At 43.6% G+C, this 15,416-nt stretch carries 14 protein-coding genes; 12 read left to right on the top strand and 2 right to left on the bottom strand.

Translation table 11 applies throughout. The annotated features are described in order from the left end of the window. Positions 1–109 precede the first annotated feature (109 nt). From paaK to rsmJ, 11 genes are all read left to right on the top strand, one after another. Entirely contained in the window at positions 110–1,441 is a 1,332-nt protein-coding gene (gene paaK, locus ACE1SE_RS00415) for a phenylacetate--CoA ligase PaaK (protein ID WP_374052186.1), read from the top strand. Between the two features lie 169 nt (positions 1,442–1,610). Next, positions 1,611–2,552 (top strand): phenylacetic acid degradation operon negative regulatory protein PaaX, encoded by a 942-nt coding sequence (gene paaX, locus ACE1SE_RS00410; RefSeq protein ID WP_374052185.1) that lies wholly within the window; start codon positions 1,611–1,613, stop codon positions 2,550–2,552. After that, complete coding sequence (gene catB, locus ACE1SE_RS00405; RefSeq protein ID WP_374052184.1) at positions 2,549–3,181, top strand: type B chloramphenicol O-acetyltransferase; 633 nt, start codon at positions 2,549–2,551, stop codon at positions 3,179–3,181. Before paaX ends, catB begins: the two co-directional genes overlap by 4 nt. A gap of 116 nt (positions 3,182–3,297) precedes the next feature. Then, positions 3,298–3,837, top strand: coding sequence for a dihydrofolate reductase family protein (locus ACE1SE_RS00400; protein ID WP_374052183.1), 540 nt, complete (start codon positions 3,298–3,300; stop codon positions 3,835–3,837). A 353-nt stretch (positions 3,838–4,190) separates the two neighbouring features. After that, positions 4,191–5,624, top strand: a complete 1,434-nt coding sequence (treB, locus tag ACE1SE_RS00395; RefSeq protein WP_374052182.1) for a PTS trehalose transporter subunit IIBC — start codon at positions 4,191–4,193, stop codon at positions 5,622–5,624. Between the two features lie 18 nt (positions 5,625–5,642). Next, positions 5,643–7,304 (top strand): alpha,alpha-phosphotrehalase, encoded by a 1,662-nt coding sequence (treC, locus tag ACE1SE_RS00390; protein ID WP_374052181.1) that lies wholly within the window; start codon positions 5,643–5,645, stop codon positions 7,302–7,304. A 254-nt stretch (positions 7,305–7,558) separates the two neighbouring features. Further along, positions 7,559–8,890, top strand: a complete 1,332-nt coding sequence (locus tag ACE1SE_RS00385; protein WP_374052180.1) for a PI-PLC domain-containing protein — start codon at positions 7,559–7,561, stop codon at positions 8,888–8,890. Between the two features lie 51 nt (positions 8,891–8,941). After that, on the top strand, positions 8,942–9,268 hold the full coding sequence (locus ACE1SE_RS00380; protein ID WP_374052179.1) for a lysozyme inhibitor LprI family protein: 327 nt from the start codon (positions 8,942–8,944) through the stop codon (positions 9,266–9,268). A 76-nt stretch (positions 9,269–9,344) separates the two neighbouring features. Next, positions 9,345–9,608: a hypothetical protein gene (locus ACE1SE_RS00375; RefSeq protein WP_374052178.1), complete on the top strand. Its 264-nt coding sequence runs from the start codon at positions 9,345–9,347 to the stop codon at positions 9,606–9,608. A gap of 275 nt (positions 9,609–9,883) precedes the next feature. After that, complete coding sequence (gene prlC, locus ACE1SE_RS00370) at positions 9,884–11,926, top strand: oligopeptidase A (RefSeq protein ID WP_374052177.1); 2,043 nt, start codon at positions 9,884–9,886, stop codon at positions 11,924–11,926. Positions 11,927–11,931: 5 nt separating this feature from the next. Then, the gene (gene rsmJ / locus ACE1SE_RS00365; protein WP_374052176.1) at positions 11,932–12,675 is read left to right on the top strand and encodes a 16S rRNA (guanine(1516)-N(2))-methyltransferase RsmJ; all 744 of its coding nucleotides are present in this window, start codon (positions 11,932–11,934) and stop codon (positions 12,673–12,675) included. A gap of 77 nt (positions 12,676–12,752) precedes the next feature. Here rsmJ and gdhA read toward each other — a convergent pair whose 3' ends face one another. Both gdhA and uspA read right to left on the bottom strand, forming a co-directional pair. Then, entirely contained in the window at positions 12,753–14,096 is a 1,344-nt protein-coding gene (gene gdhA, locus ACE1SE_RS00360; RefSeq protein ID WP_374052175.1) for an NADP-specific glutamate dehydrogenase, read from the bottom strand. 258 nt (positions 14,097–14,354) lie between these two features. Next, positions 14,355–14,786 (bottom strand): universal stress protein UspA, encoded by a 432-nt coding sequence (gene uspA, locus ACE1SE_RS00355; protein ID WP_074023319.1) that lies wholly within the window; start codon positions 14,784–14,786, stop codon positions 14,355–14,357. Between the two features lie 287 nt (positions 14,787–15,073). Here uspA and uspB point away from each other — a divergent pair, with 287 nt between their 5' ends. Beyond that, entirely contained in the window at positions 15,074–15,403 is a 330-nt protein-coding gene (gene uspB, locus ACE1SE_RS00350; protein WP_374052174.1) for a universal stress protein UspB, read from the top strand. Positions 15,404–15,416: the final 13 nt, after the last annotated feature.

The following is a 15,416-nucleotide window of genomic DNA, read 5'->3' as shown; positions in this document are numbered from 1 at the left end:
AATAAACTGATACACAGTTACCTGACTTAACCAACACCTGCATATCACTACGTGCACATAACGACAAAAGCAACCTGTTACAAACAAATCAACAAAAGGACAGGAAACTATGAGCAACAACGTACAAAACCTAAAAAAATCCTCTGCACAACCTCTGGACGCTATTGAATTTGCGTCACGCGATGAAATTCAGGCGTGGCAATTGAACCAGTTGCAATGGACCCTCAACCACGCCTACAGCAACGTGCCCATGTACCGCCACAAATTTGATGCAGCAGGTGTCCATCCGAGTGATTTTAAGCAACTCAGTGACATCACCAAATTTCCTTATACCACCAAGCAAGATCTGCGGGAACACTACCCTTTTGATGCCTTTGCCGTCCCGATGGAGCAGGTCGTGCGCATCCACGCATCATCCGGCATGACCGGAAGTCCGACTGTGGTAGGTTATACCCAACGGGATATCGACACGTGGGCAAATATCATTGCCCGTTGTCTGCGCTTCGCCGGAGTCAGTGCCAAAGATAAAGTTCACATTGCTTACGGTTACGGCCTGTTCACGGGAGGTTTAGGAGCACACTATGGCGCCGAACGGCTGGGGGCAACAGTCATTCCGATGTCTGGTGGCAACACCCTCAAACAGGTGAAACTGATTATGGACTTCAAGCCCGACATCATTATGATGACGCCTTCTTACTGCCTGACTTTACTGGATGAACTGGAGCGCCAAATGGGTGGGGATGCCAGCACCTGCTCCTTACGTATTGGCATCTTTGGCGCAGAACCGTGGACAGCCGCTTTGCGTACTGAAATTGAAACACGTCTGGGCATCAAAGCATTGGATATCTACGGCCTGTCCGAAGTGATGGGGCCAGGCGTTGCCATGGAATCACTGGAATACGCCGACGGCTCTACCATTTGGGAAGATCATTTCTACCCGGAAGTCATTGATCCTGACAACCTGAATAATCTGGCAGATGGCGAAACCGGAGAACTGGTTCTCACAACCCTGAGCAAAGAAGCCATGCCCGTGATCCGCTATCGCACCCGCGACCTGACACGCTTATTACCTGGTACAGCACGCAATATGCGTCGCATGGACAGGATCACCGGACGTTCCGATGACATGCTGATTATCCGTGGTATCAATGTCTTCCCATCACAAATAGAAGAACAGATTATACGCTTTAAGGAGCTTTCCCCTCATTATCAATTGGAAGTCAACCACGAGGGTAACCATGACAGCCTGTCAGTCAAAGTTGAACTGAAAGAGCCAGATCTGCTGAACCACGAACAACGTTGCAACCTCTGTCATCAATTGCGCCATCACATAAAATCGACAGTAGGACTTAGTACCGATGTCAGCATCGTCAATTGTGGTGTCATTCCACGCTCAGAAGGTAAAGCAATACGGGTAATCGACAACCGACCATGCGAATAACTTTTTGCCACCGCAAGTGAAATGCGATGAAACAGCGGTGGCACCTTTTTCAATGGTATTTTTTCCAACAGTATGTTGCTCCGAAGGGTTTTCTCTAAGCGTATCGATTAAGCTTATTGATACAGTTATGCTAACGTTATGACATACTTTTGAGCAAATCACAGAAACTATGGCACATAAACTTGACGATTTTATCCAACACGCACTCAATGCACAGCCTGTCAGCGGAACATCGCTGATCATCTCCTTATATGGGGACGCCCTGAATCACCGTGGCGGTGAAGTTTGGCTTGGCAGTTTGAGCCTCTTGCTGGAACCGATGGGGTTTAGTGACCGTTTCGTGAGAACATCCGTATTCAGGCTGCAAAAAGAGGGATGGCTTACAGTAGAAAAACTAGGACGACGCAGTTATTACCGCATTGCCGAGCGGGGAATGCATCAATTTCGTCATGCAGAGGATAAAATTTATCTCAATGAGCAGCCAGAATGGGATGGCAAGTGGGATCTGCTGCTACTGGAAGGCAGCGCCAAAAATGAACGTAACCGTTTAAGAAAAGAGCTGGTCTGGTTCGGGTTCGCGCAATTTAACAGCACCCTGTTCGCCGCACCAAGTCATTCCCAAAGAGACATTCCTTCCCTGTTGGGAGAGCTCAACGCCAGCGATTCTGTCATCTATTTCCGTGCTGATTATCCTTACCCACGTTCGGAACAGAACTTGAAAGAACTCGTCTCTAACAATTGGTCACTGGAGCAGCTATCACAACACTATCACGAATTTATTGTTTCCTTCCGCCCATTGATGACACTGCTGCGGGATTGCCATGAGGACGACCTGACACCAGAACGCTGTTTCCAATTACGCCTGCTGCTGATCCACTTTTACCGCCGCATAGTCCTGCGCGACCCACTGCTGCCTGATGCCCTGTTGCCCGCACAATGGGAAGGGAAAATTGCCCGTAATTTGTGTATAAATATTTATCAGCACATTGGCCTTGCTGCGACACGCTACGTCAGTGAACGTTGCGAAACGACCATTGGCCAATTACCTCAACCCACCGCCGCGTATTACCGACGTTTTGGCGGATTACATAATGAAATAAATACCCTATGAAAAACTATTTCGACAGTCCCTTTAAGGGCAAAACATTAGCGGAACAGGTTACCAATCCCAATATTCAGGTTGGCCGTTTCAGTTATTATTCCGGTTACTATCACGGTCATTCATTTGACGAATGTGCCCGTTATTTATCACCTGATTTAACCAATGTTGATAAGCTCATCATCGGCAGCTTTTGCTCCATTGGTACAGGTGTCGCCTTTATGATGGCTGGCAACCAAGGGCATCGCCTGGATTGGGTTTCATCATTTCCGTTTTTTTATATGCCGGAAGAACCCGCCTTTGCCGATGCACAAGATGGCTACCAACCTATGGGGGATACCATTATCGGCAATGACGTCTGGATTGGTGCGGAAGCGATCATTATGCCAGGCGTAAAAATTGGTGATGGTGCCATCATTGGCACTCGTGCGCTGGTGACTAAAGATGTAGAACCTTACACCATTGTTGGTGGTAATCCGGCAAAAGTGATCCGAAAACGCTTTTCTGATGAATACATTACCTTGCTATTGGAAATGCAGTGGTGGAACTGGTCACTAGAACAACTTAAGGCAGCAATGAAGCTGATGACATCATCGGATATTGAAGCTCTATATCAGTGGTGGAAAACTCAAAAAGACTAATCATCTTTTTGCTCGCCTGCTAAAGTAACTAGGGCGTATATAATCATTATTTATCTGATCAGGCATCATAACCTTCCCATGATTAATAGCCCTATGTACAAAAATAAGGAAAAGCCATGTCAAAACTCATCTATTATGTTGCCGCCACAATGGATGGTTATATTGCTACTAAAAACCATGAATTAGGTTGGTTATATGATTTCCCTCCAGGCAATGACGCAACGTCTTATGATGAGTTTTATCAAAATATCGGAGCCACAATTATGGGAGCTGGAACCTATGAGTGGATTATGAAAAATGCTGCGGGTGAATGGCCATATCAAAATACTCCTTCCTTTATCCTCTCCTCAAGAAACTTAACGATTTCTGCCAACATTAATGCCATTATCACTCAAGATAATCCCCAAGATATTGCCACCAAAGCAAAAGTCGCAGCTAAAGGGAAAGATGTTTGGGTAATTGGGGGAGGTAAGACTGCCGCAAGTTTTGCCGATGCCGGAGAGTTACAACAACTGTTTATTACCACCATTCCGGTCTTCTTAGGCTCTGGTATTCCTGTCCTGCCCGTTAGTCAAGCTGTTCATGTGACGCCTAATAAGCAGAGATGCTTACGAAGTGGCGCGATTGAAACAATTATGGATATTAAAATGATGTGACTGGTTATTTGGTGTATTTGCTGACTAAATGTCGGTTATGAGGTATACAATTTTTGATATTTTACCAACTGATGGTATGAACTCATAACCGACATCTATTAATACCAAAAAAAGCTAAAAACCCGATAATAATAAGCACCATGAATATAAAAAAACCTTTAATTTCAAATCAATGGCCTAAAGTGTGATCTAAAACTCAAACAAAGCAACTTTTCATATTCAAAATATAAAAATCTGTCTAGGATTGACCTGCTATTATTTCAGTCTATTCATTATCTCACCTCGAGAATAATCATTCTGTTAATCGCAAAACTCCATCATTTATAACTCCTGCCACACCAAGGAGAAAAGGCATGAAGAAAAAACAAATAAATCAAAAGGATATTGATAATCTTATTACCTTGATTGGTGGTAAAGAGAATATCGCTTCCGTCAGTCATTGTATCACCCGCCTCAGATTCGTTCTTAATACACCAGAAAATGCCGATGCCAAAGCCATTGAAGAGTTACCAATGGTCAAGGGATGCTTCACTAATGCCGGACAATTTCAGGTCGTGATTGGGACGAATGTGGATGTTTATTACAAAGCACTGCTTGAAACCACAGGGAAACAATCTGTTAATAAAGAAGAAGTTAAGCAAGCTGCTCGCCAAAATATGAAATGGTATGAAAGTGCAATTTCACATTTTGCTGAGATCTTCTTCCCCTTACTGCCAGCCCTGATCAGCGGTGGTTTAATCCTCGGTTTTCGTAACCTGATCGGCGATATCCCGTTTAGTGAAGGCAAATCGCTCACGCAACTCTATCCTGTCTGGCAGAGTGTTTATGATTTTCTCTGGCTAATCGGTGAAGCCGTATTCTTCTACCTTCCTGTAGGTATCTGTTGGTCTGCCGTCAAAAAAATGGGCGGAACACCCATTCTGGGGATTATTCTCGGTATTACCCTGGTTTCCCCGCAATTGATGAATGCTTACCTGCTTGGACAACAAACGCCTGAAATCTGGAATTTCGGCTGGTTTACCATTTCTAAGGTTGGCTATCAGGCACAGGTTATTCCTTCCCTGTTAGCCGGCCTAACGTTGGGATGGATTGAAACGCGGCTGAAAAAATGGGTACCAGACTATCTCTATCTTGTGATTGTCCCTGTGGTTTCTCTGGTACTGGCTGTCCTCCTTGCCCACGCCCTGATAGGCCCTGCCGGACGCGCTATCGGGGATGGTGTTGCCTGGGTTGTTAAAAGTCTAATGACAGGTAGCTTTGCCCCTATCGGAGCCGCTTTGTTTGGTTTCTTCTATGCCCCACTGGTTATCACGGGTGTACACCAAACAACACTGGCCATCGACCTGCAAATGATCCAAAGCACCGGAGGAACACCGATTTGGCCTATTATTGCGCTATCTAATATCGCCCAAGGTTCTGCTGTTCTCGGCATTGTCTGGGCAAGCAAGAAACAAAAAGAACGCGAAATTTCTGTTCCTGCGGCAATTTCAGCCTATCTGGGCGTAACCGAACCCGCCATGTATGGTATCAACCTTAAATACCGTTACCCTATGTTCTGCGCGATGATTGGCGCAGCTCTGGCTGGACTGGTTTGTGGGCTCAACCATGTGATTGCTAATGGTATCGGCGTTGGCGGAATACCAGGAATTCTTTCTATCAAGCCACAGTTCTGGATGATTTATCTGATTGCCATGCTCATCGCGATTGTTGTGCCATTCTTGCTGACCATTCTGGCTTATCGCAGAAATGAACGTAAAGCGATCTTACCCAATGAACAGGCCAATTAATTTTGTAGGTATCTATTTATGACAGAACAAAAACCATGGTGGATGGATAGTGTTATCTACCAAATTTATCCAAAAAGTTTTCAGGATAGTACCGGTAGCGGCACAGGAGATATCAACGGGATCACCCAACGGCTGGATTATCTACAACAACTCGGCGTTGAGGCTATTTGGATCACACCGATTTATCCCTCTCCGCAGGTTGATAATGGCTATGATGTCGCTGATTACTGTGCCATCAATCCTGATTATGGCTCCATGGAGGACTTTGATAATTTGGTGCAAAACGCCCATCGCTGTGGCATTCGCATTATTTTGGATATGGTTTTCAACCACACTTCAACTCAACACCCGTGGTTCCAGGCAGCACAAGACATTAATAGCCCCTACCGCCAGTTTTATATCTGGCGAGAGGGTTCCGAAGGTTCCCTACCCAATAACTGGAAATCCAAATTCGGTGGTAATGCATGGCAATGGCATGCAGACAGCCAACAATATTACCTCCATTTGTTTGCGGTTGAACAAGCTGATTTAAATTGGGAACATGAACCGGTTCGCGCTGAACTGAAAAAAATCTGTGAATTCTGGGCTGATCGTGGTGTTGATGGCTTGCGTCTGGATGTCATTAACCTTGTCTCAAAACAGCAAGATTACCCTAATGATGATCGCGGAGATGGTCGCCGATTCTACACCGATGGCCCGCGGATACATGAGTTTCTGCAAGAAATGAGCCGTGATGTTTTCCAGCCTAAAGAATTGATGACTGTTGGTGAAATGTCATCCACCAGCCTTGAGAACTGCCAACGCTATGCTGCCTTGGATGGAACGACGCTGTCCATGACATTTAATTTCCACCATCTAAAAGTTGATTATCCAAACGGAGAAAAATGGACTCGGGCAAAACCAGATTACGTTGAACTGAAAAAGATTTTCGCAACATGGCAGCAGGGTATGCACCAAAAAGCCTGGAATGCGCTTTTTTGGTGTAACCATGATCAACCGCGCATTGTTTCCCGGTTCGGGGATGAACACCAGAACCACAAAATATCCGCTAAAATGCTGGCGATGGTGCTGCACGGAATGCAAGGCACGCCTTATATTTATCAGGGCGAAGAGCTGGGCATGACAAATCCTCACTTTACGCGCATTGAAGATTATCGGGATATCGAAAGCCTGAATATGTATCAAGAGCGTATTGAAAAAGGCATGCAACCAGAAGATATACTGGCAATTCTGGCGCAGAAATCCCGTGATAACAGCCGAACCCCCATGCAATGGAATGATTCAGCAAACGCGGGTTTTACCACCGGAACACCGTGGATTGCGCCTTGCAGTAATTACTCAGAGATCAATGCCGAAACCGTATTACAGGATGAAGATTCCGTCTTCTATTGCTACCACAATTTGATTAAATTGAGAAAGCAACAGCCCATTCTGACATACGGTGATTATCTGGATCTGCTACCAGAACATCCGTCGCTGTGGTGCTATCTGCGTCGTTGGCAGGATCAAACCTTGCTGGTTATTGCAAACCTAAGCGATGAAACTCAACTTTGGACGCCAGAACCTGCACTTTTAAGCAAAGAATGGCAGGTATTGATGAGTAATTACCCATCACCTGCAACGATAGATCATGAGATTAAAATTAAACCTTATGAATCAATATATTTAATATCCAAATGATACTATTATTTATATATTGTCATTTGTTATAATGAATTATTTATAAAGTACTTTAAATACCATACTTCGCTAAAAATAAGGCGAAGTATGGTATTCCTTCTTTCAAGGAATTTTTTGAAATATAAGAAAATTTCATGCTTGTTCAATATAATAACATTCTTTAAATCCAACTTGACATTTGATAATTTCTGCTATACTTAAAAGTAACCCACATAAATAATAACATTTAATTATTTTTAACAAGGGGAATAATCATGTCTCAATATTCAGATGTCATGCTAATTAATAGCACAAATTCCGATTGGAAAATTACATCCGTATCTTCCAAACTTATGCAAATCCAAGACATCCCATACCCAATTAAATCTAGATTTTGTCAACATTTTAATATTTCATCTCTCAATGGACTTGATATAAAAAATTGTAATTTTGATGCAGCATTCCAAATAATGGATTCAGTAAATAGTACTTTCAGAGTACGTGGAAGGTATAAAGATGAGCTTGGACGATTCGATGTAGAAGTCTATTTGGAAAATTTAGAAACACACAAACATAAAAAAGGTTCTGCAGTCAGCCTTGGTTGGGTACAATCTGGAAAAACTTATTTATTCCTTATTGGTGATGTTGGTAATTATATAGGACCTAATATAAACACTGAATCCTGGATGCAAGAACACCTTAACATTTTAGGAAACCACTCACTAAAAGAAATCTGTATCTCTGGTTCTCACGATGCAGGAATGAGTGTCTCTACATGGAGTACACATTTAGCCTCAGAATGTAATACATTAACTCAGTCAAATAATATCTTAAATCAGTTGAAATTAGGTATAAGATATTTTGATATCAGACCAGTCCTTAGCGATAAAAATTTCTTTACTGGACACTATAAAAAATTGGGTTTCTTTTGGGAAGGTGCTAATGGTGAATCAATTGACTCTATTATTGATGAAATTAATTCATTTATGGAATCTAACAATGAATTGATTATGATAAAACTTTCCCATTCCCTTAATTTAGATGTGGGTTTTTTTAAGACATATAGTCATTTTAACAAAGATCAGTGGTTTGATTTGTTTGATAAATTATCTACCATTAAAAATTTATACTATCATAATGGTATAGGAAAAGTTTCTGATTCAACTATCAATACTCTGACAGCTAATGGAACCCGTTCAGCCGTTTTATTCTTTGTAGAAGATAAAGAGTCTAATATTGATTTAGGTGAATATGAAGATGCAGGATTTTTTCTTCTTAGTGAATTAAATATGTATCATAAGTATTCTAATACAAATGACATAAACGTAATGTCTAAAGACCAACTTAAAAAAATGCATGACCATGCACCACAGCAATACTTTGAGTTAGAGTGGACGCTGACCCAAGACGCTATACAAGCAGTAAGCTGCCCTACAACAATTGGTTTCAGCATTAAAGAACTGGCCGATATAGCAAATCGTGAGTTCATAGAACTTCTTTATCCGAATATCAAAAAAAAGGAATATCCTAATGTTATTCTCGTCGATAATGTGAAAGATATAGCTGTTACAACATTAGCCTTAGCTATCAATTGGATAGTACTTTAATCAAGAGTAAAAATACCTGCAATAGCAAATTAAGGAACATAGGAGGATTAAATGAAATATCTCTGGTTTATATTATTTATCTTCTCTCCACTCAGTTTTGCTGCCAGTTTTGACTGTGCCAAAGCTAAGGCACCAAATGAAAAAGCAATTTGTTCAAACCCAAAGCTAAATGATCTGGACGTGGAATTAAGTGTAAAATATCACTTTCTGCAAGGATTGTTTGCCATGGGCGTATCTGGCGAAATGCATGATAACCAAATTGCATGGCTGAAACAGCGTCAAAAGTGCAAAGGTGATACAGCCTGTTTGCTACAAAGTTACCGCCAACGCATTCATCAACTTGATACACTGTATAATGGGATAGAGAAACCGATTTGATAATAAATAATTAGGATGCCAAGGAAGGTCTTCCTTTCATTGGAGTTTTTATAAAAAATTATGTTAATGATGCCGATTGAAGTTTTCCGAAGTAGCTTCGTCCGTTACCTGTCGCATTCTAACCATCAGTGAAGACACACTCGACTATGCCAACTCCTTAATGGATTTGATCAAATCTGCGGGACTACATGTGCTGGAAGATTACGGCAATGGTTCTGTTGCCCGTAAAAATATATTTACTCATGCGCACGGAATTGTCTCCATAAACTACGAGATGAAATCTTTACATTATCTGGATAAAAACCAACTATTTTTCTTCGCATTATTTGCCAATATTTGAATGGAAAAATTTATGCAGCCCAGCCGCCCCACCGGAGACGATGATCTTCCATTAACAACATTGATGAAGAGCAGGGGTTATCACTCGTTGCCAATAATATCTAAACGTCTCCGTGGCTTCACAGATCTCTGATAGAAAAAGAGCCTCATTATTCGCATAAAAGTGCAGCATTAGCATTGAACTCACGATATCTTATCCCCATCTATCGTCAACAACCCATTGGGATGCGGGGCTGGTTTCAGCCTATACCCAAATATACATATAAGGCGCTCATTATGACTAATCCGCTACTGACATCTTCTGCATTGCCTGAGTTCTCTGCAATCGAACCAAAACATGTCGTGCCTGCTGTGGAAGAGACGTTAGCCAATTACCGCCAATTAATTGAGAAGGTTTTATCCGAAAACTCCACTTTTACCTGGGATAACCTGTGCCAACCCATTTCAGAAGAGAAAGATCGGCTTTCCCGTATGTGGTCGCCAGTCGAACACCTGAATGCGGTCAAGAATAGTCCAGAGCTTCGCGAAGCCTATGAGCAAAGCCTGCCCCTGCTCTCTGAATTCGATACCTGGTTGGGGCAACACAAAGGGTTATATCAAGCCTACAAATCTCTGAGAGAAAGCCAATCCTTCACAACCCTTTCCCAGCCACAGCGCAAGGTTGTTGAAGATACTTTGCGTGATTTTGAGTTGACTGGCATTGGTTTGTCAGAAGAGAAACAGAAGCGTTACGGTGAAATTACTGCCCGTTTATCTGAGCTGGGTGCAAAGTTCGGCAATAATTTGCTGGATGCCACTATGGGGTGGACCAAGCTGATTACCGACGAGTGCGATCTGGCCGGTCTGCCTGAAAGTGCCAAAGCCGCAGCCAAGGCCGCCGCCGAAGCCAGGGAGCTGGATGGATGGTTGTTGACTCTCAATATGCCAAGTTATCTGCCAGTCATGACCTATGGCGATAATCGTGAGCTGCGCAAAGAAATGTATTACGCCTATACAACCCGTGCTTCCGATCAAGGACCAGATGCCGGAAAATGGGATAACAGTGAAGTGATGGCGGAACTACTCGCATTACGTCATGAATTGGCCCAATTACTGGGATTCAAGAACTATGCTGAAAGTTCGCTGGCAACCAAAATGGCTAAAACCCCTCAGCAAGTGCTCGATTTTTTGAACGATCTGGCCAAACGCGCCCACCAACAAGGTCAAGAAGAGTTGGAAGCACTTACTGACTTCGCCAAATCTCACCACGGTGTTGATGGGCTGGAAGCGTGGGATCTGGCATATTACAGCGAGAAGCAAAAGCAGCACAATTTCTCCATTGATGATGAACAACTGCGTCCTTACTTCCCTGAACAGCGGGCACTGGAAGGGCTGTTTGAAGTGGTTCGCCGCATTTATGGCATCACCGCCAAAGAGCGCCATGATGTAGATACATGGCATCCTGATGTTCGTTTCTTTGATCTGTATGATGATAAGCAGGTATTGCGCGGCAGTTTCTATTTAGATCTTTACGCCCGTGAACATAAACGCGGTGGCGCATGGATGAACAGTTATGTCGGCAGAATGCGTCATGCATCTGGCGAGTTGCAAAATCCAGTCGCGTATCTGACTTGTAACTTCAACAAGCCAGTCGGTGATCAGCCTGCTCTGTTTACGCACGATGAAGTTACCACACTATTCCATGAGTTTGGGCATGGCCTGCACCACATGCTGACCGAGATCGAAGCCTTGGATGTTGCCGGCATCAGTGGCGTACCGTGGGATGCGGTAGAGTGTCCAAGCCAGTTTATGGAAAACTGGTGCTGGGAGCCGGAAGCATTGGCATTTATCTCCGGTCACTATCAGACTCAGGAACCACTGCCACAAGAGATGCTGGATAATATGCTGGCCGCCAAAAACTATCAGGCCGCAATGAGAATTCTGCGTCAGCTTGAGTTTGGTCTGTTCGATTTCCGTCTGCATGCGGAATATGATCCCACTAAAGGGGCGCACATCCTGCAAATGCTGCAATCAGTGAAAAAACAGGTTGCGGTTGTACCATCACCAGATTGGGGACGCTTCCCGCACTCCTTTAGTCATATCTTTAATGGTGGCTATGCAGCGGGTTATTACAGCTATCTGTGGGCGGACGTTCTGGCAGCCGATGCTTATTCTCGCTTCTCAGAAGAGGGAATTTTCAATCGCGCAACCGGTCAGTCATTCCTCGACAATATCTTGACCCGTGGCGGCTCAGAAGATCCAATGACTCTGTTTATCCGCTTCCGTGGTCGTGAACCAGAACTGGATGCAATGCTCGAAAGCTACGGCATCGGCGGATAAAACCAGTGAAAATTTGTTTGATTTGTGAAGAAGGCGCTGATCACCGCGCCTTATCGCGATTGGCTGAACGTTGGGATCTGATCCACGATGAAGAATCAGTCATGGCATTGGTATTGACTCCCGAACGGCTGGAATTGCACAAACGCGATGAACCTAAACTGGGCGGGATTTATGTCGATTTTGTCAGCGGGACAATGGCACACCGTCGCCGTTTTGGTGGTGGTCGTGGCGAAGCCGTTGCAAAAGCAGTCGGTATCAAGAAAGATTATTTACCCGATGTTGTGGATGCTACCGCTGGATTGGGACGCGATGCTTTTGTGCTGGCTTCTATTGGCTGTCATGTCAGGATGTTAGAGCGCAACCCTGTGGTAGCCGCATTATTGGATGACGGTCTACAACGAGGCTATCAGGATGAAGAGATTGGTGGCTGGCTGAAAGAGCGCATGACGCTGATCCATGCCTCAAGCATTACGGCTTTGACGGATATTACACCGCCGCCAGATGTGGTTTATCTTGATCCTATGTATCCACATAAACAAAAAAGCGCGCTGGTCAAAAAAGAGATGCGGGTTTTCCAGTCGCTGGTCGGGGCAGATGAAGATGCTGACAGCTTGCTGGAACCAGCCCGGACATTGGCAAAGCGTCGTGTTGTAGTGAAACGACCAGATTATGCCGAACCGCTAGCAGGTGTTAAAGCTTCCGCCGCCATTACCACCAAAAACCACCGTTTCGATATTTATCCTTGTTAGAAAAAATAAGCCCCATGCAAAACATGGGGTTTTTAAATTATCTGGCTACACAGATAATTGTTTAAATAATGACTCGTCTAAACAACGCCTTGTGACAACATCGCATCCGCTACTTTGACAAAGCCAGCGATATTCGCGCCTTGTACGTAGTTAGTTTGTTTCTGTTCTCCACCATATTCTACGCAAGCCTGATGGATATCGAGCATAATGTGATGTAAGCGAATATCCACTTTCTCCGCTTTCCAACTTAGACGCGCTGCGTTCTGTGCCATCTCCAGACCCGAAGTTGCCACGCCACCCGCATTAGCCGCCTTACCCGGTGCAAACAAAACGCCTGCTTCAAGGAAAGCCGTGGTAGCCTCAATCGTCGCTGGCATATTGGCTCCTTCCGCAACCGCTTTTACACCATTTTTAATCAATGTTTTTGCTGCTTCCAAATCCAGTTCGTTTTGCGTTGCACAAGGCAAGGCAATATCCACAGGAATAGACCACGGATCCTGGCCTTTTAGGAAAGTCAGTCCACGCTCTTTGGCATACTCTTCCACACGGCCGTAACGTTGGTTTTTGATCTCTTGAAGATGAGTCAGTTTTTCCGCTGTAAAACCCTCTTCATCCAATACCGTACCGCCTGAATCCGATACTGTGACGACTTTCGCCCCCAGTTCCATACATTTTTCAATAGAATACTGGGCGACATTTCCCGCACCGGACACAGATACCCGCATACCTTCAAGTTCCATACCATGCCGTTTGAGCATTTCATGGGTGAAATAAACCAGCCCATATCCGGTGGCTTCAGGGCGGATCAGGCTACCACCAAAAGACAGATCTTTACCCGTAAAAACGCACGCCGTGTTGTTCGACAGTTTTTTCATCATACCCGCCATAAAACCTACTTCACGGCTGCCTACACCAATATCTCCGGCAGGTACATCGGTATCTGGCCCCAGATGACGGTAAAGTTCTGTCATCAATGCCTGACAGAACCGCATAATTTCACCGTGGCTTTTCCCTTTGGGATCGAAATCAGAACCCCCTTTTCCGCCTCCCATCGGCAGCGTTGTCAACGCATTCTTCAACGTCTGCTCGAAGCCTAAAAATTTCAGGATAGAAAGATTAACAGAAGGATGAAAACGCATCCCACCTTTAAATGGCCCAATAGCAGAGCTGAACTGAACCCGCCATGCGCGGTTAACCTGTACTTTTCCGTGATCATCCACCCAGCAGACGCGGAATTGGATAACTCTTTCCGGCTCCACCAGACGTTCCAATAACCCTTGCTCACAATATTGCGGATTTTGTTGCAGAAAAGGCCAGAGAGAGGTCAACACTTCTCGTACTGCCTGTAAGTATTCTGGTTGATGCGGATTACGGGATTGAACCGAATCGAGAAATGAAACTAAAGATAATGAAACATTCATTTGGGCTTCCTTTTTGTCATTCAGATGTGATGACCCCCTGCCATTTTCCATATTATTTTTTTGTCGAAAATGTGAGGTAATTACGGTTTGCTTTCTGAATATAGCACTGTTCTATGCTTAAATTTCAACAACTATTTTTTAGATATTTTCTCAAAAATAACTTTGACAATTTCTAAACCAGTTTCATTATCTTTTTTGGGGATAAAAAAATCGCCTGCATAAGCAGGCGATTTTACGGAATAAAATATCAACCGAAGATTATTCTTCATCACGCAAAGGTACAATCAACATATCAACATGAACAGTGTTAATAAGCTGGCGAGCTGAAGACATTAACTTACTCCAAAAGTCCTGATGGTGACCACATACAACCAGATCCATATCGTATTGCTTAATCGCATCCACAAGGACTTGTCCTAAATCACCACTGCCACTCAACGTTTCCTGAACGGGATAATCTGCACTGGCAGAGAGTTCTTTCAGGGAGTTACGGGTTTCATCGGCAATACGCTCCTGCATATCGCCAAGATTTACGTCAATCAGGCCGGTATAAAGATCAGAGTAGTTAACATCAACATGGATCAGGGAAACTTTGGCATTGTACGGTTTCGCCAATGATACAGCTTTTTCCACCAAAATCTGACTTTCTGGAGATAAATCAACCGCAACAAGAATATGTTTGTAAGCCATAAGAACTCCTTCCATAACGTCGTTTAAATGGATTGGCAACATTAAACGCCATGATTCGATGTTTATACTATAACCGCTCAATGTGTCTTTTGAGTGTTGTTGTGATCACAACTTATTGTTTTACTTTCAAACCAGCCACAATAGCAGATTATATACCTTACGATAATACCCGCTGAACACTGTATTTTTAACTAATATTTAATATAGTTACTATTCAAATAAAAACGTTTCCGGTTGGTTTCTTCTTTTGCTGGCAACTATTGTTGCCACGATCAGGAGGGGGAAGTATGTTCAATACCACGGCACTATTTTGGGCAGTTTTCCTTAGCTGCATTATTAACATAATTCGTTATTTTTCTTCGCTCCGTGTACTTTTGTCAATTTTACGCGAGTCAGATCCTCTGCTGTATCAATCCGTTGATGGGAATGGTTTTTTTAAAGCTAATGGTCAATTCGATAAACAGATTCGGCTCGTGCGTTATATCAATTCACAACGTTATATCAACCATCACGACCCTGAAGTCGTCTTGTTGTGCGAAAGGATGAGAAAACAATTTATATTGACAGAAATGCTATGTGGCGTTGTGCTGCTATGTCTGGTAGCGATGGTGATCTGAGATAAAATAAAAA

It is taken from the genome of Xenorhabdus taiwanensis (genome assembly GCF_036512875.1).
In the GTDB taxonomy this organism is placed as follows: Bacteria; Pseudomonadota; Gammaproteobacteria; order Enterobacterales; family Enterobacteriaceae; genus Xenorhabdus; species Xenorhabdus taiwanensis.
The sequence above is the reverse complement of the archived record's forward strand: the minus strand, read 5'-3'. Positions and strand labels throughout refer to the sequence as shown.